This window comes from Streptomyces sp. Z423-1, from assembly GCF_013009255.1.
Taxonomy (GTDB): domain Bacteria; phylum Actinomycetota; class Actinomycetes; order Streptomycetales; family Streptomycetaceae; genus Streptomyces; species Streptomyces gossypiisoli.
On the sequence record NZ_CP053109.1, the window covers coordinates 1,457,845 to 1,483,721 of the forward strand.

Sequence of the window (25,877 nt, forward strand, 5' to 3'; positions counted from 1 at the left end):
GCGCACGAACCGTTCCCGGCGACCGATGTGCAGCGCGCCTACTGGCTGGGGCGGGCGGAGGAGATGCGGCTCGGTGGGGTCGGGGCGCACTACTACTCGGAGTTCGACGGCACCGACGTGGACCTGCCACGGCTGGAAGCGGCCTGGCAGCGGGTCAACTCCTGCCTGACGCTGGCGGTGCGGCTGGAGGGAGCCGAGGTCACCACGATCGAGGGCCTGGCGGCCAAGGGCGACGAACTGCACCCGCTGCAACAGGCGTTCATCGACGAGGACGCCTTCCAGTACGGCTACTGCACCCCCGGCCAGATCATGTCCGGCATCGGCTGCATCCAAGAGGGCCACACCGGCTCGCCGGAGGAGATCCGGGAGTACATGAGCGGCAATGTCTGCCGCTGTGGCTGCTACGTCAAGATCGTGCGCGCGGTCGAGCAGACCGCCGCCCGGAAGTAAGGAGCGGCCCCCGTGCATCCCTTCTCCTACACCCGCGTCAGCAGCGTCCGGGAAGCCCTGGACGCCGGGAGACGCGGCGGTCGTTACATCGCCGGCGGCACGACGCTGGTCGACCTGATGCGCGAGACCGTCGAAACCCCCGAGACGCTCGTCGACATCAGCGCCCTGCCCGTGAGTGAGATCACTGCCACCGCGGGCGGCGGCATACGCATCGGCGCCCTGGTCCCGATGTCCGTGGCCACCGCCGACGCCAAGCTGAACTCCCTCTTCCCGGTGGCCGCCCAAGCGCTGCGGGGCGCCTCGGCCCAGCTGCGGAACATGGCCACCGTCGGCGGCAACATCATGCAGCGCACCCGGTGCACGTACTTCCGTGACGTGACCGCCGACTGCAACAAGCGCGAACCCGGCTCCGGCTGCGCCGCCCTGGGCGGCTACAACCGCGGCCACGCGATCCTTGGCGGCTCCGACCACTGTGTGGCCACCCACGCGTCCGACTTCGCCGTCGCCCTCACCGCCCTGGAGGCGACCGTCCACCTGCAGGCCCCGGACGGCAAGGAGCGCAGCCTCCCCTTCGGCGACTTCCTGCTCCGCCCCGGCAGCACCCCGCACCGTGAACACGCCCTCAGGCAGGGCGAATTGATCACAGCCGTCCAGATCCCGGCGTATCCGCGTCCGCTGAAGTCGGCCTACCTGAAGCTCCGCGACCGGCAGTCCTACTCGTTCGGGCTGGCCTCAGCGGCCGTCGCACTGCACATCCGGGGCGGCGTGATCCGCGAGGCGAAGGTCGCCGCCGGCGGTGTGGCGACGGTGCCGTGGAAGCTGTCGGCCGTCGAGCGGGCCCTGATCGGCGAGCGCCCCTCGGACCGACTGTGGGCCGAGGCCGCCGCCCACGCGACTGACGGCGCCCGCCCCCTTCAGACAACCAGTTCAAGGTCGAGCTCCTGAAGCGGACCGTCGAACGCCAGCTGCGCACCGTAGGAGAGATGGAATGAGCCCCCAGCCGCAGGCAGCCGTAGGCGCACCGCCGTCCCGGGTGGACGGCGTGCTGAAGGTCACCGGCAAGGCGGAGTACGCCGCCGAGTACGGCATCAAGGGCGTCGTGCACGCCGTCATCGTCGACGCGAGCATCGGACGCGGCCGTATCAGGTCCATCGACACGCGCGCCGCTGAGAAGCACGCCGGTGTGCTGCGGGTGATCCACCACGGCAACGCGCCGAAGCTCCCGTACCGCGACAACGCGGGGTCCAACAACCCGGCCGGGCGCAGGCTTCGGGTCTTCCAGGACGACCGGGTGCTCTTCCACGGTCAGCCGGTCGCCGTCGTGGTGGCGAACACATTGGAGGCCGCGCAGCACGGCGCGAGCCTGGTCAAGGTCCGCTACGACGCCGAAAAGCCCTCGACCGACCTCACCAAGGCCGAGCCGGGCGAGCCGACGAACTACGCGCGCGGTGACGCGGAAGCCGGTCTGCGTTCCTCGGCCGTACGGCTGGACCTGACCTATGAGCTGGCGGTCCTGTGGCCGCACCTCCTCGGTGCGGCCCCGGGTGGGGACGCAGGGACAGAGTGAGGTCGAAGACCTTGCCCGGGTTGATACGGCCGGTCAGCACGCGGTCGATCAGGTCGGGCAGGTAGCGGCGCACCGGGCGGGGCCGCCGCGCAGGCCGACGTGGGAGAAGATCAGTTCCCCGCCGTCGATGGCCACCTCGTGCGGGACGCCGACGAAGCCGACGTTGCCGCCGGGGGCGGGCGGAGTGCAGGGCCTGCCGCATCGAATCTTGAAGTCCAGGGCGAGCTTCTGGCGGGACGCGTGCCGGGACATGGCGATGATCCTCCCCCAGCCTTCGGCCGGGGGGACCGCACCCAGTTCCTTCGCGGCGATGACACCGCACAGGCCGACCGCACCGTCACCGACCACTACGGCCGTCGAGCCGGGCTTCACCTCGGCTCGTCCGTGGCGACCAGGGTGCCGTGGGCGTTGGGGATGCGCACGTACTCGAACTGGCACGGCCTCACGTTGGCGGCCTCGCTGCCCAGCTCCTCGACGATGCCGACGTACTCGTGCCCCATCGAGTGCGGGTCGCCGACCCGGCTCGACCCCGGCGACGTGCGCTTCGAGAACCTCGACGGCGTGGATGACTGCTCCGCGCATGGGGTGCTTCCTTCAGTGCGGGGGTCTGTGGACCGCAGCTGTGGTGAGGAATGCGACTGCTCACGGTCGAGCCTCACACGCGAGGGCAGGCGCGAGAATCGGAGAGAAGTATCCCGGGAGGGAAACATCCGGGGAGGAAATTCTCCCCCCTTACGCAGGTGCGATCGGTGCCATGCTGGGAAGCATGACCGCCAACGTTCCCCTCAATGAGCTGGGAGAATTCCTCAAGAAGCGCCGCTCCGAGCTGAGCCCGCGCACGGTCGGACTGCCCGAGACCGACAGGCCCCGCCGGGTGGAGGGGCTGCGCCGCGAGGAGGTCGCCCAGCTCGCCAGCATCAGCACCGACTACTACACCCGCCTGGAACAAGGCCGTATGCAGGCATCGGCGCCCGTGCTGGACGTCCTCGCCCGGGTCCTCCACCTGGACGACGACGAGCGGGGTTACCTCTTCCAGCTCGCCGGCAAGACCACCACCCGCACCCGACGCCGAGGCCGGCAGAAGGTCCAGCCACAGTTGCAGCGGGTCCTGGACGACCTCACCGCCACTCCGGCCATCGTGCAGGGCCGGCGCGGGGACATTCTTGCCTGGAACGCGCTGGCCGCCGCCCTGGTCACCGACTTCTCCCGCATCCCGGAAAAGCACCGCAACTACCCGCGGATCATCTTCACGGACCCCGCCATGCGCACCCTGTACGCCGACTGGGAGACCTCCGCGCACATCGCCGTCGCCCAACTGCGCATGGAGGCCGCGAAGTATCCCGAAGACCCGCGCCTGATCGAGCTGGTCGGTGAACTGTCCATGCGCGACAAGCAGTTCGCCCGCTGGTGGGGCGATCACCACGTCGCCGCCCGCACCGTGGGCACGAAGACGCTCAACCATCCGGTCGTCGGCGAACTCGTCCTGGACTGGGACACCCTCACCGCCAACACCGACCCCGACCAGCACCTCACCGTCTGGACCGCCGCGCCCGGCTCCCCCACCCACGAACGGCTGCGCATCCTGGCCTCCTGGGCCGCCGACCAGGACCTGCCGGCCTCCTCCCCCGTCAGCTGACCGCGACGGGCCGCCGCCATGAAGGCGGCTGGAGGAGTTGTTCCGAACGCTGACGGTGCTGTCCTGAGGAGGAGACACGCCACGCCTTCATCGACGGCGTCAAACGATCCGTCGGGGCGGATTCCCCTACGCCCGTGGACCACCACGGTCAGCAGACCGCAGGCGGCCGCGCCGCCGTCGCGGACCGGGTTGTCGCCGACCATCAGGGTGGCGCGGGGGTCCGCGCCGAGGTCGGCGCAGGCTTTGAGGAACAGCTGCGGGTCGGGCTTCTCCCGGCCCTGCTCGTAGGAGATCACGCAGGTGTCGATCAAGGTGTCCAGCCCGTGGCGGGCAAGGTGGATGCGCAGGTCCCAGGCGAAGTCGCTGACAATGCCGACGCGCAGTCCGCGCTGGTGCAGGGCACGCAGGACCGGTTCGGTGTCGGGATAGGGAACCCAGGCGTCCGGAGCGGCGAGTTCCCGGTCGGCCGCCTCCTCCGCGCCGCGCAGGAAGTCCACCTGCTCCCACCATCCCCACATGGCGCGGCGGTGCTGTGCGGAAGTGAGATCACGGCCTTCCTGGGAGGGATACTCGGCCCTGGTCGCGCGAAGGTGACCGGGGCCGGAACTACAATCGTGGCTTCGGTCGCGGTCTGTGGGCCGTTCAGCTCCGGGGCATTCAGCGGCTGATGTCGTCCAGCTCGGTCAAGTCCTCATGAGAGAGGGAGAGTCCCGCGCCGGCGATGTTCTCGCGCAGGTGTGCCGTCGAGGACGTGCCGGGGATGAGCAGGATGTTCGGTGATCGCTGCAGCAGCCAGGCCAGTGCGACGGACATCGATGTCGCCTCCAAACGAGCGGCGACCGCCGAGAGCGCCGAGGACTGAAGCGGTGTAAAGCCCCCGAGGGGGAAGAAGGGCACGTACGCGACGCCGTCGGTGGCGAGCCGGTCGATGAGCTTGTCGTCGTGGCGGTGGGCGAGGTTGTACCTGTTCTGCACGCACACGATCGGCGCGATGCTCTGTGCCTCGGTGACCTGCTCCTCAGTGGCGTTGCTGACCCCGAGGTGGCGGATCAGGCCCTGCTGCTGGAGTTCGACCAGCGTCTCGAACGCCTCGGCGAGCGAGCCCGGCTGGGGACCTTCGGCGTTGCCGAGTCGGAGGTTGACCAGGTCGAGTACGTCGAGCCGGAGGGACTTGAGATTGTCGTGGACCTGGCGGCGCAGATCTTCGGGTCGCCGGGCCGGAGGCCAGCCACCCTGTTCGTCGCGGGTCGCGCCCACCTTGGTCACGATGTGCAGCGACTCGGGATAGGGGTGCAGTGCCTCGCGGATCAACTCGTTGGTGACGCGCGGCCCGTAGGCGTCGCTGGTGTCGATGTGGGTGATACCGAGGTCGACCGCTGCACGCAGAACGGCCAGGGCACCGTCGTGATCGGCGGGCGGCCCCATGACCCACGGGCCGGCCAGTTGCATGGCGCCGTAGCCGAACCGGGTGACGGTCAGGTCACCCAGAGTCCAGGTGCCGCCGGGAAGAGAGAGGGAGGGTGTGCTCATCTTGTTGCCTTTCGTCGTGCACTTGGGGGGTGGCGCCTCCTGCGTCCCTGCATCAGCATTGGAGAGAAACTTCCTGTCGGGAAGTAGGCACTTCGGAGTGCGTAACCCACCCATCGGTGAGAGGCGCGATCAGTGACGACGATGAAGGCGGCCCAGAAGAGGGCTCAGGCCAAGGTGGAGTACAACGCGTTCCTGGCAGCATGCCCCAGCCGACAGCTGCTCGACCGAATCTCGGACAAGTGGGTCGTCCTGATCCTGTGTGCCCTGGGCGGCGACAACAGCCCTGGCCAGCCTGGTGCAGCACACGCAGACGCTCCGCGGGCGATGCGTTACTCCGAGATCTCTCGGCTTCTGGCCGGGGTCAGCCAGAAGATGCTGACCCAGACGCTACGGTCGCTGGAGCGCGATGGTCTGCTCACCCGTACCGTGACGCCAACCGTCCCTGTCACCGTCTCCTACGAGCTGACCGACCTCGGCCTCTCGCTCCACCACATGACGCGCGGGCTCAGAAACTGGGCGCAGACGCACATGGGCGAGGTCCTCGCAAACCGCGAGAACTACGACGCTCGCGAAGAGCCCTTCTAGCGGGGGCTGCATGAGGTCGGACCACATCGTGCCGCGAGGACCGAAACGGCACAGGTCACGTCCCGGTTGAGCGCAGCGCTCGGCACCGAGCGACGGGTAGCGCAGCCATGGCCGGCCATCAGGTCAGCGCAGCGACTCGGGCCGCGCGACGAAGCGGGCAAGATCCTCGGCGGCACCCGCGGGGCAGGCCGGCGCCGACGGCCCGATCAGGCCGTCGGCCACGGAGTCATGGCAGGCGCGGTCATTGAGAGGTGAAGCAGTGAGTCATGCTCTGGGTTGCGGTGATGGCGTCGACCGCCTTCTCCGACGAGCAGGTGGAACAGTTCGTCGTCGCGGCCCAAAAGCCCAACTCCTCCATCTGGATGACGAGCGCCGACGAGACCCTGTGCCCCGGCGCAACCACTAACATCGGGCAATGCGCACATCCTCATCGCTGCTACGGGCCTTTCGTCCCCAAGTCCAAGAGCGCCTCTATGACTTCTACGAAGAGCTGCGGAGCGCCGACGACCTCTTCTGGGACCGCCACCTGGACGCCTGGGTCGCGACCGGGCACGCAGTGGTCAGCACCGCCGCAGGTGATCCGAGGCTGTCCTCGGTGCGCTATCCCGACATCGAGGCCGTCTCCGAGGAACTGCGGCCGCTGGCCCGCGTCCTGAGCCGGCAGATGCTCTACAGCGACGCCCCCGACCACCCCCGGCTGCGGTCCCTGATCAGCAGGGCCTTCACCGCCAGGGCAGTAGCGGCACTCCGCCCCCGGATCGTCGAAGCCGTCGACCAGATCATCACCCACGCCGCGCCGACCGGCCGGATGGACATCGTCGCGGACCTCGCCCGCCCCCTGCCTCTCACCATCATCTGCGACCTCCTCGACGTACCGCAGCAGGACCGCCCCGCCCTCGCCGCCTGGTCCGAGCCGATCGCCGAAGCCATCGGCAACTCCCGGCTCGACGCCGACGGCAACCGCGCGGCCTCGCAGAGCATGGCGGACATGCTCGCCTACCTCCGCGAACTCCTCACCCGCCACGACACCCCGCCGACCCCCCACACCCTGCGCGCCCTGGTGACCGCACAAGCACAGGACACCGACCAGGACTTCGACGAACTCCTCGCCAACTGCGCCCTGCTCCTGATCGCCGGCCACGAGACGACCACCCACTTCATCGGCAACGCCACACTCGCCCTGCTCCACCACCCGCACGCGGCCGACCAACTGCGCCGCCGGCCCGACCTGATGCCCGCCGCAGTCGAGGAACTCCTGCGCTACGACGCCCCGGTACAGCTGATGCTGCGCCGGGCGCGGCAGGACATGGACCTGGCGGGCCGCACCATCGTCGAAGGACAGACAGTGCTCCTCGTGTGCGGTGCCGCCAACCGAGATCCGGCCGTGTTTCCCGATCCCCATGTACTGGACTTCGATCGGCCCGGCGGACGGCACATATCGTTCGGGCACGGACCGCACTTCTGCCTCGGCGCGGCGCTGGCCCGGCTGGAAGGCGCGATCGCACTGGAAGCACTCCTCACCCGGCTCCCCGGCCTGCGCCTCGACGGCACCGCGCCGCAGTGGCAGCGCAGCCTCAACTTCCGCGGGCTCACCCGTCTGGACGTCGCCTTCACCCCGTTCACGGACGAACGCGACAGAGGCCCGCAGGACCCGCCGGCCGATGGTCTCCCACGCGGCCTCAGCCGCGCGACGCATGCCGGCGAGTGCCCCGCCCGGACGGCGCCCGGCGGCGCCGCGGGCGGCGCTTGACCGCGGCCCAGAACGGAGTGCATGGGCCGGCCAGGCCGATGCCAGCCGATGCCAACAGTCCCGCCTCAGTGCCGTCGATCCGCAGCACTCGTCTTCCACTGTCGCGAGATCCGCTCCGGAGCCGGGTTGACCCTCGACCTTGTACAGGGCTCAGAGTGCTGGGTGTGGAGAACGACATGCGCAGCATTGGCGAGATGGCCCGTGACAGCGGCTTGGGCGTGAGTGCCCTGCGGTTCTACGACCGTGCCGGTGTGCTGGTACCGGCCTGGGTGGATCCGGTGAGCGGTTACCGCTGGTACGAACCCGAGCAGCTCGAAGAGGCCCGGCTGCTGGCCCGCTTGCGCCGGGCCGGGATGCCGTTGGCGGACATCCGGCTGGTGCTGGCCAGCTGGTCCGGCCCGGACACCGATCTGGTCCGGAAACTGCTCAAGGCGCACCTGCGCCGACTCGAACAGGGACTGTCCGATGCCCGCGATGAGTTCTCCGCGCTTCGAGCACTACTCGATCACAGGGAGAATGTCATGACCTCGCTCCGCATCGCCACCGTCCGGCTGTCCATCGCCGCACCCGAGCTGGCAGCCGTGCTGGACACAGTTCGTTTCGCGGCGAGCACCGACCCGGAACTGCCGATGCTCGGCGGGGTCCTGTTCGACATCGAGGGCGAGAGTCTCCACGTCGTGGCCACCGACCGGTACCGAATGGCTGTCGCGCAGGCCGGGATCGCCGGGCACGACGGGAGCCGGGTGCAGGTCATCGTGCCCACCCCGCTCGCCGACGCGATGCGGGCGCTATTGAACAGCGAGGGACCCGTGCGGCTCTCTGTCGACGGTGACCGCGTGACACTGGAGGCTGGGGACAGGCAGGCAGCCGGCCAGTGCCTCGACCACGACTTCCCCGACTACCGTCGTCTCCTCCCCCAGGCCGCAGGGCACCGCACCGTCATCGAGGTGGCGGCCTTCCGGAAGGCCCTGGAAACCGGTCCTGTCCGTTCCGGAGAGGCGGGAGCGCTCGACCTCAGCGTGCTCAGGGTGGAGGAGGGCGGCACGGTGACCCTCTGCACTGACGGTGACGAAGACCCGAACCGCGTCGCCGTCAACCGTGAGTTCCTGCTGGACGCGCTGGCCGCCGGGGCCAGGGACCGACTGATTCTGGAGCTCGGCGCCCCCACAGCGCCGATCGCGATCCGCCGGCCCGACGACGAGGACACCTTTTCGATCTTGATGCCGGTCCGCCTGGAGGACTGACAGTACGTTCACCCTGATCCGGCCCGCCCAGACCAATCGGACGCAGCCCCAGTTCATCGGGCCGGAGGAAGCGGTCGTCCCGGCGGCCACTGCGCTACTCGCCGCTCACGCCGCGGTGGTCATGACGTGGTATCCGGGGGTGAGTCATGTGCTTACCCGGGTGGGCCGCCGACTCGCGAGACCCGGACTCTCGGCAGTGCTCGATGGGGTCATGGGTTCCGCACTCATCGGGCTCGGCTTCCGACTGGCCGTCGTTCCACTCTGAAATGCCCAGCTCCGCCCCTGCCTGGTCTCCCGCCCAGACCAACGATCACTCGACAGGCCCGCGCCATCGGATAGACCCCTCGCCCGCGAAACGCTGTGCCGGAGGCGGGACGGCGCCTGGCCTGGACGCGGGGTCTATCCACCGCGTGCGAAGGTGGCTGGGTCTCCCGTGCCGCCTTACTATGCCCGCCGCACCGGCGCCGTCGGCCCCCGGGCCGTGCAGGATGCGGAGCTGACCGAGCAGATCACCGCCGTCCACGCCCAGTTGCAAGACATCCAGCAAGTACCAGTTCCAGCGGGACCGACATCCGCGCACCGTGCAGGCGTACACACTGGACCCACGGGGACCGAACTCGCGCCCCGTGCCTGTCCTCCGGTGGCGACAGCCGCCCAAGGCCTGACGCCCTGGCGTAGCGGTGTGGCCCGATCGGGCGGGGCAGCTGACGCAGCGTCCGGAATGGTTCTGCAGTGGGTCAGAGGTCGAGGACCAGGCGGTCGCCTTTGGCTCGGGAGACGCAGATCATCATGGTGTCGCCTGCGGCGCGCTCCTGGTCGTCCAGGACGGAGTCACGGTGGTCGATCTCCCCGGACAGCACCTTCGTCTCGCAGGTTCCGCAGATCCCCTCCTCGCACGACGTCATCACCGACACCCCGGCATCTGCGACGGCCTCAAGAATGGACATGTCCTCAGAGACCAGCAGCGTCTTGCCGGACTGGGCCAGCTCCACCTCGAAGCTGCTGTGCGGCTGGGCGGTGAGGTCCTCCTTCGTGGCGAAGCGCTCCACGTGCAGTGCCCCGTTCGGCCACTTCTGGCAGCCGGCTTCGACCGCCGCAAGCAGCGGTTCCGGGCCGCAGGCATAGACGGCGGTCCGCCGTTGCGGTTTGCCGAGCAGCGAAGGCAGGTCGAGCAGCCCGTATTCGTCCTGCGGCCGCAGGTTCACCCGCTCTCCGTAGGCCCGCTGCAGATCCTCGCGGAACGCCATCGACACCCGGGTGCGGCCCCCGTAGACGAGGCTCCAGTCGGCGCCGCGCGCGTGGACGGCCGCAATCATGGGCAGCATCGGGGTGATTCCGATCCCGCCTGCGATGAACAGGTAGCGCTTGGCCTTCTCCAGCGGAAAGTTGTTACGGGGCCCGCGCATGCGGACCGAGTCACCTTCGGCGAGCACGTCGTGTACATAGCTGGACCCGCCCCGGCTTTCCGGTTCGCGCAGCACCGCGACCTGAAGACGGGAGCGATCCCTCGGATCCCCGCACAGTGAATACTGCCTGATCAGGTCTGTTTTCAGCATCAGATCGATGTGTGCTCCCGGCTCCCATTCCGGGAGCAGCCGGCCTTCCGGGTCGCGCAACGTCAGCAGCACAACGCCTTCGGCCACCGTTTCCTTGCGTTCCAGCACAAGGTCGCGCTCGACCTCGGTGCGGAGAGTACTCATGATCGGTCTTCCCTTTCGTGGTGATAGTTCGGCATTCCGCGGCATTCCGCTGCTTCCCGACCGGTCAGGACGGGAAGAGACGGCCGAAGGTGAGCAGCAGCCGCGGCGAGCCGTGCATCTTGATGCGGCCGCGCAGCAGCGCCCACGGCAACACTGACCGTTTGGTGAGGAATCGCATCCAGGTCTGCGAGTCGGCGGTGATCCTGAGATCCGGCTCTCCGTGAAGCCCCTCGGTGATGTCGAGTTCGCGGTCGCGGATGGTCACGGTGATCTGACGGGACTCGGCGCCGGTGAAGGTGAAATGGTAGGTCGCGGACATGTCTGCGGCCTGCTCGCGCTGAAAGATCAGCGGCATGCCTTCCACCAGACCCTCGATGTTGATCGGTCGCAGGCTCTGCCCCACTCGCTTCGTGCTTTTGTTCGGGAATTTGCTGGCCACGTACTTCTCGGCGTCGGAATCCGGGATGACGTAGATGGTCTCTTCCTTGTTCACCAGCGGGCGGACGACCGTGTCCACGTGTGCCTTGCGATTGTTCAACCAGGGACCGAGGACGTCCTCGCCGGCCGGGCAGACCGACATGCAGTAGGCGGCCTTGTAGTTGGCGCCGAAGGAGAGGCTTTGCCACCAGGACGCACTCTCCTGGTCGGTCACCCGTGAGCGGTAGTCGGCCGCGTCGCGGCTTTCGGCGACCTGTTCGGCCCAGTCGCCGAAGCCGCCCATGAACTCGCGGTAGTTGTGCGTATAGCAGGCGGAGAAGTTGAAGTGACCGTCGGAGGCGATCGCCCCGGTCGGGCATGCGGTCACGCACAGCTTGCATTCCACGCAAGGGTTGTAATCGAGAGGCTGGGAGAGGTCGCTCACCTCGGCGTCGATCAGAATGGTGGTCAGCAGGATGAAGTTGCCGAATGTGGGGTGGATGACGTTGCGGTGGAGGCCCATCTTGCCCATCCCGGCCGCCACGGCGACCGGCTTGTGCGAGACGACCCACGTTTTCCCGGGGAACTTGTCCATCTCCATCGGAAAACCCATCGCAGGGTTGAGGGCGCGCACTCCCATCGCCTCCAGCTTGCCCACCACTTGCCGGGCCGCCTCGTTGCTGTGGTCGCCGCTGTGATGGAATTCCAGGTTGGCCACCGAGCGCGAGGGAGTGCGGATGTTCTCCCGGTTCATTCGGGTCACGATGCTGATCAGCACTCGGACACCCGGCAGCGCGGCTTCCAGGTCCGCTCGCTGGTCGGCGATTTCCGGCCGGTCGATTTCGACGAAACCAACGTCGTCCGCACCCGCGTCGAGACATAGCTCACGCAGCCAGGACGCATCCAGCGGCTCGGCGGGCCGGGCGATGCCGTGGTCGTGCCGCTGGCGGACTTTGACGACGCTGGGATGGGCGTCGAGCTTGTTCTTGCTGGCCATCGGGCATCCTTTCGGTTTCCTAACCTGGGGTCAGGTGTGCAGTGACTGCTCGTGCGACCGTGTCGCGCACCTCGGTATGGGTTGGGGTGGGCAGCCCGCGTTCGGCGGCGAGTTCGGCCAGGGAGGTCATCCGGACGCCGGGCAGGGCACAGGCGGTGAAGGTGGTGTAGACGCTCAGGTCGGGGTCGATGTTGAGGGCGAAGCCGTGGCTGGAGACGCTCCCGCTGATGCGCATGCCGATCGAGGCGAGTTTGCGGTGATCGGGGGTCCACACGCCCACCAGGCTCTCCTCCCCCGGCGGCGTCTCACGGCGGACCGCTGGGAAGCCGAGGATGTCCAGTGCGTCGATCAGCGCCTGCTCGACACGGCGGATCAGTCCACGGGGACCGAGCTCGCGCACGTTGAGCACGAGGTAGCCGATGAGCTGGCCGGGACCGTGGTAGGTGGCATGTCCGCCGCGGTCTGTCCGCACCAGGTCGATGGCCGAGGCGATGTCGGGCAGTTGGTCGTTCGGCGTCCGGGCGGTGTAGGTGATCACCGCCGGGTGCGTGAGCAGGAACAGCCGGTTGGCCGCGAGGCCCTGTTTGCGCTCCTCAACCCAGCGGACCATGTCCGTCTGCGCCGCCGCGTAGGGTACTTCTCCCAGGTCGACGCGCTCCAGCCGGCAGTGTGAAGGTTGTTCCTCCGCCGATTCCGGCAGCCTCACCGCTCGTCTCCTCACCCATGACCACGGTTCAGGCAGCCGTCAGCTGCTGGATGCGCGGATGGTTCTCCAGCGCCCACCGCACGGTCTTCGGCGCACGCCCGAGCAGGGTTTCCAGCTGGTCGGTGACACCGCGGTACCCGCCGCCGCCGATCAGCCGGGTCAGGGTCTTCATGTGCTCCGCGGTGTGCGGGAACTCGGCCAGGGCAGGGTCCACGTAGGTCTCGTTCCAGGTCTCGACCTCTTCGGGAACGTAGGTGACCCGGCGTCCCAGCACGGCCCCGAAGTCCTCCGCGAACCCGTGCATGTCCTTCAGTTCCGGGCCGTTGAGTTCGTAGGACTTGGAGATGTGCGGCACCGGCTCGGCCAGGATCTTCGCGCACGCCTCCGCCACGTCGTAACCGGCGATGGGCGCGAGCCGGTGGTGGCCGAAGGGCAGGCGCAGTTCGCCGTTGCCCAGCGGGCCCAGTGCCAGCCAGGTCATCAGGGGGTTCTCGACGAACATGGCCGCCCGGATGTTGACGGTCGGGAGGCCGGACCACTCCAGGACCCGCTCGGCGATCCAGTGGGCGCGCTGCTGCGGCGACCAGTCCGCGACGAGTCCGCCGAGCCACGCACGCCGTTCTTCGTCCGGCGCGGTCATCTCCTCGAACGTCATGAACGACTGCTCGAACTCGGACATGTTGACGAAGACCTCGATGTCGCCCTGGGCCCGCGCCGCCGCGGCCATCAGGCTGACGGCGTCGGTGTAGTACGGCGACAGGCTCATGCTGAAGTAGATGCGCCGGACGCCCTTCAGCGCGGCGGTCACGTCGGCGATGGTGAGCAGGTCTCCGACGAAGACTTCGGCTCCGGCCTGGCGGAGCGCCTGCGCGCGCTCGTCGTCCTGCCGTACGAACGCGCGCACGGGGTGCCCTTGTTCAAGCAGCATGTCGACGATCGTTCGGCTCACACCGCCGATATGGCCGGCGGCTCCGGTGATCAGGATGGGATGGCGCTCTGACATCGATGATTCCTCTGTCTGGTTGGGGGTTCAGCTGTAGGGAAGGCCAGGGGATGTGGCCGCTGATCGTCTTGGGCTGCTTTGGTCGCCTGGGCGTCTATTTCGTCGCTCGGCGAGGTGGCGGGCCAGGGTCTCGGTCGCACTCGTGGAGGTGGCCATGCCCGCCGGAGGCGGTCGATGACGACGAAGCCGCCTGGCTCGGTGGCCGCCTCCACGCGGGCCTTGGACCCTGCTCCGGCCGAACCGTGCCGGGCAGGCGGATTCTGCGCAGTGTCATCGGGGCGCGGGGCCGTCGATGTGAGCGAGGAAGTCCAGGAGAGCGGCGTTGGTTTCCGCGGGCCGCTCCTGTTGTGTCCAGTGCCCGCAGCCCTCAAGCACCACCACGTCGTGCAGGCGCGGGACAGCGGTCAGCGGGTTGCCTGCCCCGCCCTCGCCCCGGAGCATCTCGCTCAGCGAGGGTCCCCCGTCCGGGCCGCGCAGTGAGGTGACCATGTCGCGGTCTCCCACCACGTACAGCGCGGGGACGTCGATTCCGCGCCCCCGGAATGCAGCGAGCAGTTCGTTGTTGCGCTCGATGTTCCGGTACCAGTTGAAGGCTCCGGTGAACGCCTGCTCGCCGTGGAGGGCGAAGTCCTCGGTGTACGCCTGGATGTCCGCTTCCGTCAGCCAGGCCGGGAGGTCGGGCGACTCCGGCATGGTGTCCAGGAGGCCGAGACCGTCGGGTATGACCAACGGGCGGGGCTCTTTGCCGAGCGGGTTGTCGCCCGAGGCACCGACCAGGAGGCGGCGGAAGGATTCCGGGATGTCCTTGGCGAACTCGGCGTCGGCGACTCCCGGCTGCTGGAAGTAGACCTGGTAGAAACCCTCGCCGTACTGGGTGCGGGTGATCGAGGGTGGGACCATGCCGCCGGGCAGGATCGGCGGAATGCTGAGCCCGGCCACCGCGCGGATCTTGTCGGGGCGCAGCATCGCCGCGGTCCAGGCGACGGGTGCGCCCCAGTCGTGACCCACGACGATCACCTGCTCCTCGCCGAGTTCCTCGATCAGGGCGATCACGTCGCCGACCAGGTGGAGCAGCGTGTACGAGGTGACGTCCGGCGGCTGCTCGCTGCGGGCATAGCCGCGCTGGTCCGGGGCGACGACCCGGTATCCGGCCGCTGCCAGCGCCCCGAACTGGTGACGCCAGGAGTACCAGCTCTCCGGCCAGCCGTGCAGCAGCAGGACCAGCGGTCCCTGTCCCTGCTCGGCGATGTGCAGCCTGACTCCATTCACGTCGACGAAGCGGTGGGTGAGCGAACTTTCCACGAGAATTTCCTAGCCATCGGTGAGTGCGTACTACTTGTTCAACTGCGGGTACAGGGCTTCCGAATCGGCGGACAGCTGTGGCTTGACCCAGCGTGTGAGGTCGTCGGCCGGCACCAGCAGCGGCCCGTAGAAGTTGGTCTCCAGGTCCCGGCGCACGCCCTCCATCGCGGAGTCGAGGTACGTGGCGCGGACCGAGGCGCCGGCGTTGTTGATGCGGGCAGGCGTCAGCCGGCCAGCCGGTTGAGCTTGCGGATCTGCTTGTCGAAGACCCCGGCAGGGGCCAGGCGGCGCAGTGCGCTTGCGCGCCCGGCCAGGGATCCGGCGGTGTAGCGCAGTTTCGGCTTCGGGTCGGTCGCCGCCGCGACGATCACCTTGGCGACGACGGCGGGGTCGTCGCCGTCCTTGATCGCCGTTTCCATCATGCGGTCGAAAGCGCGCCGCTGGGCCTCGTAGACCTGCAGGGGCGCGTCGGGCCGCGGGCTGTTGGCCTCGAATCCGGTGCTGGTGTAGGCGGGTTCGACGAGAAGCGCCCGGACGCCGTGCTGGCGGATCTCGTGGTCCAGGGACTCGGTGTACCCCTCGATCGCATGCTTGGACGCGGCGTAGACGGCCATGTAAGGCGAGGGGAGGAAGCCGACCACGGAGGACAGGTTGATGATGCGTCCGCGTCCCCGGGCACGCAAGCGCGGCAGAACCGCCCTCACCATACGCATCACGCCGAAGACGTTGACGTCGAAGACATCCTGGGCCTGCGCGACGGAGTTCTCCTCGGCCGCACCCATCAGGCCCATACCGGCGTTGTTGACCAGGACGTCGATCCGCCCGAACCGGTCGACCGCCTGCTGGACCACCGCGGTGGCCGACGCGTCCTCGGTCACGTCGAGGTCGAGGAAGGTCACACCGTCGAGCGGGGTGACGCGGGAGGTGTCGCGGCTTGTGCCGACCACCTCGAATCCCGCTCCGACGAGCGCGAGCGCGGCCGCCTTCCCGATACCGGATGACGCACCCGTTACGAGTGCTACTGGTCGATGCGTGCTCATCATGGACTCCCGGACTCGCTAGAAACCGATCGGTTTCACCCACCGTAAACCGATCGGTTTACAACGCGCAAGCCCAGCAGGCACCGTCAGGCCGGCATCGGACGGAAGGGCGGCATGGGCAGGACAAGATCCGCCCGGTCGGCTTTCGAGCAGGCAGCCGAAGGGGCGGAGGGCAGCGAGCAGGCCCTCCACCCCATGGCAAACACCTACACGCGACTGATCTCGGCGCCGCCCGAAAGGCTGCTGATACAGATGCAGGGATACGCCCTCGTAGCAGCCGCCCAGGCGCAGGGCGATGACCGGATCGGCGAACTCGTCCGGGCCGGCTGGATGAGGCTCCGGGAAACCGTGCGCCTGCCGCTGGGCGCGGAGGCCGACGAGGCCACGGCCTTCCTCGCGCACGGCATGCTCATCAACGCCCTTGCGACCAGAGGGCGCATCGGTCGCCGGGCATGCTCGAAAGGTGATGCGTCAGCGCACGCCTGCCGCGTCGAGCAGGGTCGCCACCGTCGGGACGATGAGCCCGGTGAGGTTGTCGGCTCCGATCCCCGCGCGGGCGCTGGCGCCGTCGAAGACCAGGCTGAGCTGTCGGGCCAGCAGGTCGGGATCGCCCGCACCACCCTGTTCGGCCTCGCCCCGGAAGAAGGCCGTCAGGTAACCCTTGACCCGATGGGCCACCCGACTCGCAGGATGACTCTGATCCTTGAGCTCGATCTGCACAGCCAGGTACTGGCAGCCCCGGAACTCGGGCGCACCCGCCTGCAGTTCCACCTGCTCGAAGACATGCAGGATCCGCTCGCGGGGTGAACGGCCGTCATCCGCCGCGGGCAGGAGTGTCGCCACGAAGGCGGAAGCGCGTCGCTCCAGGCTCGCCGCCAGCAGTTCGTCCTTGCTCTCGAACAGCTGGTACATGGAGCGCTTCGACACCCCCGCCGCCTTGCACAGCGCCTCGATGCCGATGCCGACGCCGTCCCGGTAGGTGAGCGTGGCCGCCGCCTCCAGCAGCCGCTCTCGGGGACTTGCCTTCACTTCGGTGCTCATAGGGGTGAGGTTAACTCGATTCGGGCGAAATATAAACCGATCGGTTTCACGGTCGGCCGCCGCTACGCCAGGGCGGCGGCCTTCTCGGGCTTCGTCGCGGCGGGGCGCGCGCACCTCGGGGAGCAGCCCTTCCCGCCGGCAGTACTCGATGGTCCCCACCGACACCCCGGACCGGCGCGTGAGCTCTGAAATCCTCATGCGCTCCCTCACACAGCTTGCGAGGGAAACCGATCAGTTCTCGTCGTGGCTGCAGTCGCCGGGGCAGGGGCTGCCGGCCGAGTGTCGTCGGCGTCACCACCGTTCCCGCCGACCGAACCCTGAGTCACCATCCGCAGTTCACACCAAGGAGTCGGCGAGATGCCCGTCCAAGAGCCACGTCCCACGCTTCGCCTTCCCGGAACCACCAGCCACACCATCGCCCCGCGCGCAGGACGCCACGGACACGAGGGAACCCTGCGCTACCTCAAGGCGGGCACCGGTGCCCCCTTGGTCCTGCTGCACACCGTGCGCACACAGGCCGAGCACTTCCGCCTCCTTGTCCCACTGATCGCGGACCAGTACACCGTGTACGCCCTTGATCTGCCGGGGATGGGCTACTCCGAGATCGTGCCCGGCGCGTCGTACGACGAGCCGGCGATGCGCGCAGGCGTGGAACGGCTGCTCACCGAACTCGACCTCCATGACGTGACGTTGGTCGGGGAGTCCATGGGGGCGGTGCTCGCCCTGACCACCGCGGCCGATCTGCCGGAACGGGTCCGGCGCGTCGTCGCGGTGAATACGTACGACTTTCGCGGCGGGATCGCCCGGTCCGGTCTCCTCGCCCGCGTGGTGGTCAGCGGTGTCCTCACGCCGGGAGTGGGCCCGGTGGTCGCCGGGGTGGAACCCAAGGCCGCCCTCCGCAGGATCCTGCAGGGCGGCCTGGGCGACAAGAGCGCACTGCGGGAGGACTACGTCGATGAGCTCCTCCAGGTCGGCAGCCGCCCCGGCTATCCGACCGTCGCCCGGGCCGTGTACCAGAACATGCCCAGCCTCATCGCGGCCCGCTCGCGCTACCTCGAGGTCAAGGCACCCGTCCACCTTGTCTACGGGGAGAAGGACTGGTCCCGGCGGTCGGACCGGCAAGCCAACAGGGAACTGCTGCCGGCCGCCGATTTCACGCAGGTGCCGGGAGCGGGCCACTTCGTGGCTCTGGAAAGGCCCGACGTCCTGGCCGACCTGTTGAACGCGGTGGCGTGACCGCCCCGAGACCCTGGCGGGCGTTTCCGGCACTGCCGGACACACACCCGTCACGTGCGGGTCCATCTGATTCTCTGTACGCACTTGGAGCAGCCATCGCCTGTCTGACGGCGCGGCTTCCCCCCCTTCGATGAGCGGTCCGCATTACACCTGAGTGCGGTAGATCTCCGGGGGACTCTCACATCGTCTTCATGAGGGCCGCCTGGCGGTTGCTGTCCCGTTTGCCCAGGATCGGCTCGGCCAGCAGCCTTGCCATGGTGCACAGGGTCTGGCCGTGCCGGGCGAACAGTTCGTCGCGGGAGTCGAAGTGGCCCAGATCTGCCAGGACATGGGACGAGAGGTCACAGGTGCTGCGGCCGGCCGGGCATGCCGTCGCTCCGTCCCAGTCGATCGCCGTCCTGGACAGCGCCTCGAACAGCGTCTCCGCTGCGCTGTTGGTGAGGCCGCCGCCGTCCCGTCCGCTCAGTTCGCTCAGTTCGCCGAAGATCTCGGACGCCGGCAGCCAGCGCGCGGCCCGCTGCTCGTTCTCCGGCGTCGGCTCGATGCGGAACTCCGGCCATGCGAGGACGACCCGGTCGGGGACGAGCCGGCGCATCCGCGGGAAGCGGGGGTACCAGAACGCTCCGTCGACCAACAGGCCCCGCACCCGCGTGGCGGTCCCGCCCGCCCGTGCCACGGCTTCCAGGACGGCCAGCCGCTGGCTGCACGAGCCACGGCCGCGGCGCAGCACTTCGGAGACGGGCCGCTCGTCCTGCACCGAGTAGACCGGCCGCACCGCGCCGGTGATGGTCCTGTGGGCTCGCCGCAGGGTCTCCAGTTGGCCGACGGGGTGCGTTGCGGTGTCTTGGCCTTCCGGTGCTGCGGCGATGGTCCGGAGCAGTTCCGTTACTCGGTGATGCCGCCAGTCGAGGATGCGTGTCGGCGCTGTGCTCCCGGGTACGTCCGCGCGGGAGGGCGCGGGGCCCGTGCGTGCTCGTCTGCTCGGCATGAGAAGCGAGCTCGTCATGGCAGCCGTCCTTTCCGGCGGGCGTGGCGGCGGACCCGGCCCGCGGGCACATCCTCGCAGACGTTTTGAACGCGTTCAACAGGGCGGGGCCAGGGAACCGTACTGTGCCCGTCAGCGCCTGCGGCGCCGTGCCGCCCAGCCGCCGCCGATCCCCGCGAGGTGCAGGGCCAGCAGCGCGAGCCCGATCAGCATGACGTTGGTCGAGGTGAAGATCTCGTTGGTCGTGATGTCGGCCGCGTTGATGAGGAAGGCGATGAAGAACAGGACCGCCGCGATGATGGCCAACACGGTGTGCCTCCTTGGGAGGGGGATCGGCCCGATGGGGGGATCGGCCCGATGGGTGCCGTGCCTCCCGTATGCCCCGGGCGGACCCCCTCACACAGGGCCGGGACCCGGCCACACGAAAGGCGGCGCGTGCCCGGTCAGCGGACCGGCTCCAGGGTGCGTCCCGGGAAGTCCTGCCGGGAGAGCGTGAGCAGCGGGCCGGCTTTGACGGCGGTCTCCTCGAACTCGTCCTCCGGGTCCGACAGGGCGACGATCGCGCCGCCGACGCCGTAGCGCACCTGGCCCGGCGTGACCACGAGCGTGCGGATGACGATGCTCAGGTCGGCCGAGCCGGACAACGAGAAGTAGCCGAGCGCGCCGGAGTAGATGCCGCGCGGTCCGCCTTCGAGACGGTCGATGATCTCCATCGTGCGCAGTTTCGGGGCGCCCGTCATCGATCCGCCGGGGAAGGCCGCCCGCGCGCAGTCCACGACGCCCGCGTCGTCGCGCAGCCGTGCCCGGACGGTGCTGACCAGTTGATGGACCGTGGCGTAGCTCTCGACCTGGAAGATCTCGTCGGCGGTGACCGAGCCGGTGCGGGCGGTGCGGCCCAGGTCGTTGCGGACCAGGTCGACGATCATGAGGTTCTCGGAGCGGTCCTTCTCGCTGCCGCGCAGGTCCGCGACGAGCGCCGAGTCCTCGGCGGCGGTGGCGCCGCGCGGCCGGGTCCCCTTGATGGGCTTGGACTCGGCGACACCGTCGGCGGAGATACGCAGGAACCGTTCCGGTGAGGTGCTCAGGACGGAGAGGTCGGGTCCGAAGGTGAGCAGGGCGGCGAAGGGGGCGGGGCTGATGCGGCGCAGTTGCCGGTAGGCCCGCCAGGGGTCGAGTTCACCGGCCGCCGTGATCATGTTGGTCAGGCACACCTCGTAGGTCTCGCCCGCCCTGATCTCCTCCTGGCAGCGGTCGATGAGCGCGAGGTAGGCGCCGCGGTCGTGCCGGAGCCGGATGGCGGTGAGGGGGTGGTAGAAGGGTTCCAGGAGCGGCGGAGTGCCGGGGGCGAGCCGTTCGAGGCGGGCCGCCGTGCTGTCGAGCCAGGCGGTGGCGGATGTCTCGTCGTCGTTCTCGGCGAGGGCCAGCAGGTGCGTGGTGCCCAGCAGGTGGTCGAGAACGACCGCCCGGTCCGCGAAGATCATCGCCGCGTCGGGCTCGGTCGAGCGGTGGGCCCGGGCGCCACCGCACTCGGCCTTGAGTTCGTAGCCGAGCGCGCCCACCCAGCCGAGTGCGAAGTCGCAGGGCAGCGGCGGGACTTCGGTGTCCAGCGAGCGCAGGTCGGCGTCGAGCCAGTCGAAGAAGGCGCTGCTTTCGGACCGCGTGCCGGTGGCGGAGGAGACCGTGACGGTGCCGTGCCACACGTCGGCGACGGCGACCCGGGCCAGCGGCCCGGCCGCGTCGCCCATGATCGTGAACCGGCCGTTGGCGCCGTCCCTGCGGCTGCTGTCGAGCCAGAACGCATGGCTGCTCGCGCGGAACAGGTGCCCGAAGACGGTCTCGCTGTCCCAGCGGGTCGGCAGCTGACGGGCGAGGACCTTGAGCCGGCGGCGCTGCGGGGCGGACCTCCCCGGCCGGTGCCCGGCGGGGCGGGCGGCGGCCAGGCGGACCGGCCGGCCGTGACGGGCCCGGTGCTCGCGGGTCAGCCGGGCGAAGTTGGCGAGTATCTCGTGCCCGTACTCGGTCGATATGGACTCGGGGTGGAACTGCACGCCCCACAACGGGCGGTGACGGTGGCGCAGCCCCATGAGGACGCCGTCCGGAGTGCGGGCGGTGGCCTCCAGTTCCTCGGGCAGGTCGGTGGCGGCCAGCGAGTGGTAGCGCACCGCCTGGAACCCGTCGGGCAGCCCGGCGAACAGGTCCATGCCGTCGTGCAGGACGGGTGAGAGCCGGCCGTGCCGCGGCTCGGTGGCGCGGCCCACGGTGGCGCCGTGCCACAGGGCCAGTGCCTGGTGGCCGAGACAGACACCGAGCATGGGCAGTGTGCCGTGCTCGACGATCTCCCGGCAGATGCCGACGTCGCGGGCGCGTGCGGGGGTGCCGGGGCCGGGCGAGAGGATCACGTTGTCGTGGGCGTCGAGCAGTCCGCGGTGCCAGGTGGGGTCGTCGTTACGGATCACGGTCGGTTCCACACCGGTCACCTCGGCGACGTAATGGGCGAGATTGAAGGTGAACGAGTCGTAGTTGTCGACGATGAGCGTGCGCACATCTGCTCCGGTGGTCAGTGGGCCGCGGCCGGTCAGGAGGCAGCGGTGATCAGTTCCAGCAGCATGTACTCGACGTCCTCCGTGTCCTCCCGCACGGTGGCGGAGGCGACCGTGCGCAGTTCCCTGCCGTCGTCGGCGACGCTCCGGCGCAGCAACGCGAGGTCGCCGCGGCTGGAGAAGTGCAGCAACACCCGGCCGCCTTCGGTCAGGTGGTCCGGGGCCTGTCGCAGGTAGCGCAGGTGTGCCTCGTATCCCGGGTCCACGTAGGCCTGCTCGTGGACGTCGCGGTGGTGGTAGTCGGACGGTGCCAGGACGAAGTTGGAGTGCCAGTACACGGTGTCGAAGCGTGCTGTCGCGGGGATGCCCGCGAACAGGTCGCTGCGCAGGGCCCGCACCCGCCCGGCGACGCCGTGGCGTGCGGCGTTCAGCTCGGTGTTGCGGACCGCGTGCTGATTGATGTCGGTGGCGAGGACCCGGTCGCAGCCGGCCAGGGCCGCCGACACGGCGATGACGCCGGTGCCGCAGCCGATCTCCAGGAAGGAGCCGGCGGGCGGGCGGCCGGTCCCGGTGAGGCCGAGGAGTTCCATGGCCACCCCGGTCGACGGGGAGAACGGCGGGGCGAACACGTCGTCGAGCAGATCCCATGCACGGCCGTGCAGCGTGAAGACCTCGGGCCGGTCATGCCGGGTGCGTGAGGCCCTGCTGCGGGCGAGCGAGCGCTCGTAACTGCGGACGCTCTCCATCGGTCCCCTCCCCCTGGGTTCGCGGGCGCGTATCACCGCCTCCCGCTGTCGCACACCGCGATCAGTTGCACATGCCATTCTGTGCAAGGTAATGAGCATGCAAAAGGTGATCACATGACACTGTCGGGGGAGCTCTACAGTGCTCGGACCACCACCCGACGTCACCCCCCACACCCTCCAGGAGAACAAATCCCATGTCAGCAGCTACGCCCCGGCAGCTCCCCACGGTGATGGACATCCTGGCGACGCTGGCCGAACACGGGGCGGCGCAGCGTCTGGACGAGTTGCTCTCGGACGCCAGGACGCTCGGTGCGACGCCGCGGCAGATACAGGAGCTGGAGCAGGCGACGCTGCTCGGCACGTCGGTTCTGGACCGGTTCGCGCTGGCACAGGAGCGGGAGACGACGCTGGTCTCGCTCGTCGACACCTGTCGTGACCTGGCCGAGGCGATGGCCGAAGGCGTGCAGGCCACCCTGCGCACCGCGACCCAGCGGGCGCGTCGATTACTCCGCGCCGATCTGGCGTATCTGGGGCTGCACGAGCAGGCCGACGGGCCGCTCACGGTCGTGGCGTCGGAGGGCGACGCGACGGCGTTCAACATAGGGCTGAGGATCACCGGCCCCGCCGGGCTCGGGCGTGCGGCGTTGGACAAGGGCGCGCCGTTCTCGACGCCGGACTACCTGGCGGACCGCTCCATCGAGCACGCGGAGGAGATCGACCGCGTGGTGCGTGCGGAAGGCGTCCGTGCGGTGGTGGCGGTGCCGTTCCAGGGGCCCGGCGGGGTGTCGGGCGCACTGTACGGGGCGCATCGTGAGGTGCGCCGGTTCACCGCTCAGGAGATCAGTTCCCTGTCCACGCTGGCCTCGCTGGCGGCGACGACGTTGGGCACGGCGCGGCTCATGGAGTCGCTCGGCGCGCAGAAGGCGGAGCTGGAGCGGGACGGGGCGCAGGCGTGGTCCATCGTCGGCGCCCATCGCCGGATGGAGGCGGCGTACGACCATCTGCTGACCCTCGTGCACGACGGCAGCCCGCTGGAGGCGATCACGGAGGTGGCGGCGACCGCGCTGGGCGGGGCGCTCGCGGTGCGGGAGCTGGGCGGTGAACTGCTGGCCGCGCACGGCCGGTTGCCCGAGTACGAGGACGAGATCCTCACCCAGCGCAGCCTGGACGCGATGGCGGCGGGCGAGCCGGTGCCGCTGGACGACGGGGCGTGGGTGGCGCCGGTCACCGGCGGCGGGGACCCGCTGGGCACGGTGCTGTTCCTGCCGGACACGCCGTTCTTCGGGCAGCGGGGGCCGCGCCCGCTGCGGGTGGTGGTCCGGGCGATCTCCCTGTCCCTGCAGCGCGACCGGAACCGGGCGCTGGCCGAGGGACGCACCCGTGACGACCTGTTCGAGGCGCTGCTGGCGCCGGACTCCATGGGCCTTGCGTGGTGGCAGCTGGAGGAGCAGGCGACGCGGCTCGGGATCGCGCCGGACACGCCGTACGTGGTGATCGTGGCCCGCCCGGAGGGCGGTTCGCTGCGCCGGGCGACCGCCTGGGCGGCGTCGTACGCGCATCGCAAGAGCGGTCTGAAGAGCGTGCGGGACGAGTGTCTGTCGCTGCTGCTGCCCGGCGACGACGCGGCGGCCGCCGCGCGGGCCGCGCACAAGGAACTGTCGCCGCTGCTGGATGTGCCGGTGACGGTGGGGGCGGCGGGGCCCCGCACGGGCCTGCCCGAGGTGGCGCGGCTGCACGACGACGCCCAGCGCTGCCTGACGGCGCTGACCGAGCTCGGCAACCAGGGCGGGGTGGCCACTCCGGAGGAACTCGGTTTCCTGGGTGTGCTGCTGGCGGACGTGCTGAGCGTGCCGTCGTACGTGGAGTCCGTGCTCGGGCCGGTGCTGGCCCACGACGAGCAGCGGTACACGGAGTTCGCCCGGACGCTGGAGGTGTACTTCGCCTCGCGGTCGAGTCCCAGGCGGGCGGCCCGGGTGCTGCACATCCACCCGAACACGGTCGCCCGTCGCCTCGACCGGATCACCGAACTCCTGGGCGACGACTGGCAGTCCCCCGAGCGGGCCCTGGAGATCCAGCTGGCGCTCAGGCTGCACCGGACCCGCGGCACCCTGCTCGGCCGGCTGCCGCGCACGGCCCGGGGTCAGGCGGACAGCGGCAGCTCGTAGGCGATGTCCGCGACGGACGCGACCGCCGACATCGCGTGGGCCACGGAGGCGAGGGTCATGTGGCGGTGCCAGCCCGGGAAGGAGCGGCCCTCGAAGTCGCGCAGTCCTACGCGGTCGCCGAGCGGCTCGCCCTCGGCGCGCACCCGGGCCGCGTACTTCGTCAGGCGCAGCAGCGCTCCCGTGGAGGCGCCGCGCACCCCGGTCAGCCACAGCGCGGTCGGCGGGCGGTGCGCATCGCTCCACTCGCCCAGCAGCAGGAGTCGGTGCCGGTGGGCGAGGCGGCCGGCACGGACGGGGACAGCGGCCACCAGGGAGGTGCGGCGCGCCGGTCTGCGGCCGGGGTCCGGCCACTCCACCGGGCGGCGCAGCCCGCGCAGCGCCTGCAGGATCTGCCCGGCGGGCAGTTGCCCGGCACCGGCGCCGGGCAGCGCCGGGTCGGCGACGGCGAACGGGGTCCGTGCGGTGACGCGGGCGAGGAACGGCACACCGGCGCGGACGAACGCGCCGGCCACGGCTGCGGGCCGGGCCGTCACGTGGTCCAGCACCACGGGGCGTGCGGTGGTGCGGCCGGCGAGGGCGAGGGCGACGGCGCACTCGTCGGGGTCCTCCGGTACGGCGGACGCGGGGATCTCGGCCCGGGTGCGCCGCCGGGCGTCGTTCAGCCAGCTGCCCGGCAGATGCAGCCGCCAGTCGACGGGGGCGGTCAGCCGCTCGCCGGCGCACCACAGGCCGAACGCCAGCTGGCCGTGGATGGACTGGCCGAGGCCGGGCACGTAGAGCCGGTCCACGCCGACGGAGTGGGTGCCCGCCTTGGGGATCGGCAGGGCCCGCACCGTCCACACGTGCTGCGGGGCGCGTTCGGTGAGGGCGTGGGCCAGGGCCGTGCGCACGGGGATCCAGTCCCAGGTGGAGCTGGTGATGAAGTGGTGCAGGCTCTGCTCCGTCGCGCCGTCGCCCGCGCCGTGCAGCGACGCGGAGATGTTGCGCACCGACTTGCGGCCTTCGGTGGCGAGCAGTCCGGTGAGGTAGAGCTCCGCCTTGGTGCGCTGGTCACGGCGGCGCAGGGACGCGAAGAGCCTGGTGGACAGTCCCGGTCCGGCGGATTCGATCACGACGCTCCTTCTCCGCTTGCGGTCGAGGCGCGGTCACCTCGGCCTGCCTGTCTCCACCGTCGGCGCACGGGGCGCCCGGCGGGAGGGACGCCGGACACACACTTGTCTGCCGATCTCGCTGTCCC

20 protein-coding genes and 6 pseudogenes are annotated in these 25,877 nt (G+C 69.8%); 9 read left to right on the top strand and 17 right to left on the bottom strand.

Annotated elements, in window-relative coordinates; genetic code table 11:
* Positions 1 to 147: 147 nt before the first annotated feature.
* From HJD23_RS43580 to HJD23_RS06825, 3 pseudogenes are all read left to right on the top strand, one after another.
* Positions 148 to 450 (top strand): annotated as a pseudogene (locus HJD23_RS43580) (2Fe-2S iron-sulfur cluster-binding protein); the annotation flags it as partial.
* 12 nt (positions 451 to 462) lie between these two features.
* Positions 463 to 1,442: pseudogene (locus tag HJD23_RS06820) on the top strand (xanthine dehydrogenase family protein subunit M).
* Positions 1,439 to 1,960, top strand: a pseudogene (locus HJD23_RS06825) (xanthine dehydrogenase family protein molybdopterin-binding subunit); the annotation flags it as partial. The pseudogenes HJD23_RS06820 and HJD23_RS06825, both read left to right, overlap by 4 nt.
* A gap of 49 nt (positions 1,961 to 2,009) precedes the next feature.
* On the opposite strand, the pseudogene HJD23_RS06830 reads toward HJD23_RS06825, so the two are convergent.
* Positions 2,010 to 2,535: pseudogene (locus HJD23_RS06830) on the bottom strand (IMP dehydrogenase); the annotation flags it as partial.
* A 236-nt stretch (positions 2,536 to 2,771) separates the two neighbouring features.
* On the opposite strand from HJD23_RS06830, the gene HJD23_RS06835 reads away from it, so the two are divergent.
* Positions 2,772 to 3,653: a helix-turn-helix transcriptional regulator gene (locus HJD23_RS06835; protein ID WP_171116735.1), complete on the top strand. Its 882-nt coding sequence runs from the start codon at positions 2,772 to 2,774 to the stop codon at positions 3,651 to 3,653.
* 194 nt (positions 3,654 to 3,847) lie between these two features.
* On the opposite strand, the pseudogene HJD23_RS06840 reads toward HJD23_RS06835, so the two are convergent.
* Together HJD23_RS06840 and HJD23_RS06845 are read right to left on the bottom strand one after the other, a co-directional pair.
* Positions 3,848 to 4,171: pseudogene (locus tag HJD23_RS06840) on the bottom strand (HAD-IA family hydrolase); the annotation flags it as partial.
* A 139-nt stretch (positions 4,172 to 4,310) separates the two neighbouring features.
* On the bottom strand, positions 4,311 to 5,183 hold the full coding sequence (locus tag HJD23_RS06845) for an aldo/keto reductase family oxidoreductase (protein ID WP_171116737.1): 873 nt from the start codon (positions 5,181 to 5,183) through the stop codon (positions 4,311 to 4,313).
* A gap of 132 nt (positions 5,184 to 5,315) precedes the next feature.
* Between HJD23_RS06845 and HJD23_RS06850 the strand changes: the two genes are divergently transcribed.
* From HJD23_RS06850 to HJD23_RS06860, 3 genes are all read left to right on the top strand, one after another.
* A complete protein-coding gene (locus HJD23_RS06850) occupies positions 5,316 to 5,768 on the top strand; it encodes a helix-turn-helix domain-containing protein (protein WP_171116738.1) in 453 nt (150 codons plus the stop codon).
* A 415-nt stretch (positions 5,769 to 6,183) separates the two neighbouring features.
* Complete coding sequence (locus HJD23_RS06855; protein ID WP_171116740.1) at positions 6,184 to 7,518, top strand: cytochrome P450; 1,335 nt, start codon at positions 6,184 to 6,186, stop codon at positions 7,516 to 7,518.
* Between the two features lie 176 nt (positions 7,519 to 7,694).
* Positions 7,695 to 8,762 (top strand): MerR family transcriptional regulator, encoded by a 1,068-nt coding sequence (locus HJD23_RS06860; protein ID WP_171119036.1) that lies wholly within the window; start codon positions 7,695 to 7,697, stop codon positions 8,760 to 8,762.
* A gap of 737 nt (positions 8,763 to 9,499) precedes the next feature.
* Here the strand turns inward: HJD23_RS06860 and HJD23_RS06865 are convergent.
* The 9 genes and pseudogenes from HJD23_RS06865 to HJD23_RS06905 all read right to left on the bottom strand — a co-directional run bounded on the left by HJD23_RS06865 (position 9,500) and on the right by HJD23_RS06905 (position 16,968).
* Positions 9,500 to 10,462: a PDR/VanB family oxidoreductase gene (locus tag HJD23_RS06865; RefSeq protein WP_171116741.1), complete on the bottom strand. Its 963-nt coding sequence runs from the start codon at positions 10,460 to 10,462 to the stop codon at positions 9,500 to 9,502.
* Positions 10,463 to 10,526: 64 nt separating this feature from the next.
* The gene (locus tag HJD23_RS06870) at positions 10,527 to 11,876 is read right to left on the bottom strand and encodes an SCP2 sterol-binding domain-containing protein (protein WP_171116743.1); all 1,350 of its coding nucleotides are present in this window, start codon (positions 11,874 to 11,876) and stop codon (positions 10,527 to 10,529) included.
* A 19-nt stretch (positions 11,877 to 11,895) separates the two neighbouring features.
* A complete protein-coding gene (gene lipB / locus HJD23_RS06875) occupies positions 11,896 to 12,582 on the bottom strand; it encodes a lipoyl(octanoyl) transferase LipB (RefSeq protein WP_240980654.1) in 687 nt (228 codons plus the stop codon).
* A gap of 28 nt (positions 12,583 to 12,610) precedes the next feature.
* Positions 12,611 to 13,585: an NmrA family NAD(P)-binding protein gene (locus HJD23_RS06880; RefSeq protein WP_171116745.1), complete on the bottom strand. Its 975-nt coding sequence runs from the start codon at positions 13,583 to 13,585 to the stop codon at positions 12,611 to 12,613.
* A 270-nt stretch (positions 13,586 to 13,855) separates the two neighbouring features.
* Positions 13,856 to 14,887 (bottom strand): alpha/beta hydrolase, encoded by a 1,032-nt coding sequence (locus tag HJD23_RS06885; RefSeq protein WP_171116747.1) that lies wholly within the window; start codon positions 14,885 to 14,887, stop codon positions 13,856 to 13,858.
* A gap of 111 nt (positions 14,888 to 14,998) precedes the next feature.
* A pseudogene (locus tag HJD23_RS43585) lies at positions 14,999 to 15,100 on the bottom strand (short-chain dehydrogenase); the annotation flags it as partial.
* Between the two features lie 11 nt (positions 15,101 to 15,111).
* A complete protein-coding gene (locus HJD23_RS06895) occupies positions 15,112 to 15,927 on the bottom strand; it encodes an oxidoreductase (protein ID WP_197972330.1) in 816 nt (271 codons plus the stop codon).
* Positions 15,928 to 15,945: 18 nt separating this feature from the next.
* Positions 15,946 to 16,329, bottom strand: a complete 384-nt coding sequence (locus tag HJD23_RS44960) for a hypothetical protein (protein ID WP_171116751.1) — start codon at positions 16,327 to 16,329, stop codon at positions 15,946 to 15,948.
* Positions 16,330 to 16,398: 69 nt separating this feature from the next.
* Positions 16,399 to 16,968, bottom strand: a complete 570-nt coding sequence (locus HJD23_RS06905) for a TetR/AcrR family transcriptional regulator (protein ID WP_171119040.1) — start codon at positions 16,966 to 16,968, stop codon at positions 16,399 to 16,401.
* Between the two features lie 357 nt (positions 16,969 to 17,325).
* Between HJD23_RS06905 and HJD23_RS06915 the strand changes: the two genes are divergently transcribed.
* Positions 17,326 to 18,204: an alpha/beta hydrolase gene (locus tag HJD23_RS06915; RefSeq protein WP_171116753.1), complete on the top strand. Its 879-nt coding sequence runs from the start codon at positions 17,326 to 17,328 to the stop codon at positions 18,202 to 18,204.
* Between the two features lie 178 nt (positions 18,205 to 18,382).
* On the opposite strand, the gene HJD23_RS06920 is transcribed toward HJD23_RS06915, so the two are convergent.
* The 4 genes from HJD23_RS06920 to HJD23_RS06935 form a co-directional block, all read right to left on the bottom strand.
* Positions 18,383 to 19,210 carry a transglutaminase domain-containing protein gene (locus HJD23_RS06920; protein WP_171116755.1) on the bottom strand — a complete coding sequence of 276 codons (828 nt, stop codon included), beginning with the start codon at positions 19,208 to 19,210 and terminating at the stop codon, positions 18,383 to 18,385.
* A 111-nt stretch (positions 19,211 to 19,321) separates the two neighbouring features.
* Positions 19,322 to 19,498 (bottom strand): hypothetical protein, encoded by a 177-nt coding sequence (locus HJD23_RS06925; protein WP_171116757.1) that lies wholly within the window; start codon positions 19,496 to 19,498, stop codon positions 19,322 to 19,324.
* Between the two features lie 134 nt (positions 19,499 to 19,632).
* Positions 19,633 to 21,732 (bottom strand): aminodeoxychorismate synthase component I, encoded by a 2,100-nt coding sequence (gene pabB, locus HJD23_RS06930; protein WP_171116759.1) that lies wholly within the window; start codon positions 21,730 to 21,732, stop codon positions 19,633 to 19,635.
* A gap of 32 nt (positions 21,733 to 21,764) precedes the next feature.
* The gene (locus HJD23_RS06935) at positions 21,765 to 22,475 is read right to left on the bottom strand and encodes a class I SAM-dependent methyltransferase (protein WP_171116761.1); all 711 of its coding nucleotides are present in this window, start codon (positions 22,473 to 22,475) and stop codon (positions 21,765 to 21,767) included.
* A gap of 194 nt (positions 22,476 to 22,669) precedes the next feature.
* Between HJD23_RS06935 and HJD23_RS06940 the strand changes: the two genes are divergently transcribed.
* The gene (locus HJD23_RS06940) at positions 22,670 to 24,640 is read left to right on the top strand and encodes a helix-turn-helix domain-containing protein (RefSeq protein WP_171116764.1); all 1,971 of its coding nucleotides are present in this window, start codon (positions 22,670 to 22,672) and stop codon (positions 24,638 to 24,640) included.
* Here HJD23_RS06940 and HJD23_RS06945 read toward each other — a convergent pair.
* Positions 24,616 to 25,752 (bottom strand): transposase, encoded by a 1,137-nt coding sequence (locus HJD23_RS06945; RefSeq protein ID WP_171116766.1) that lies wholly within the window; start codon positions 25,750 to 25,752, stop codon positions 24,616 to 24,618. The two genes, HJD23_RS06940 and HJD23_RS06945, sit on opposite strands and share 25 nt — an antisense overlap.
* Positions 25,753 to 25,877: the final 125 nt, after the last annotated feature.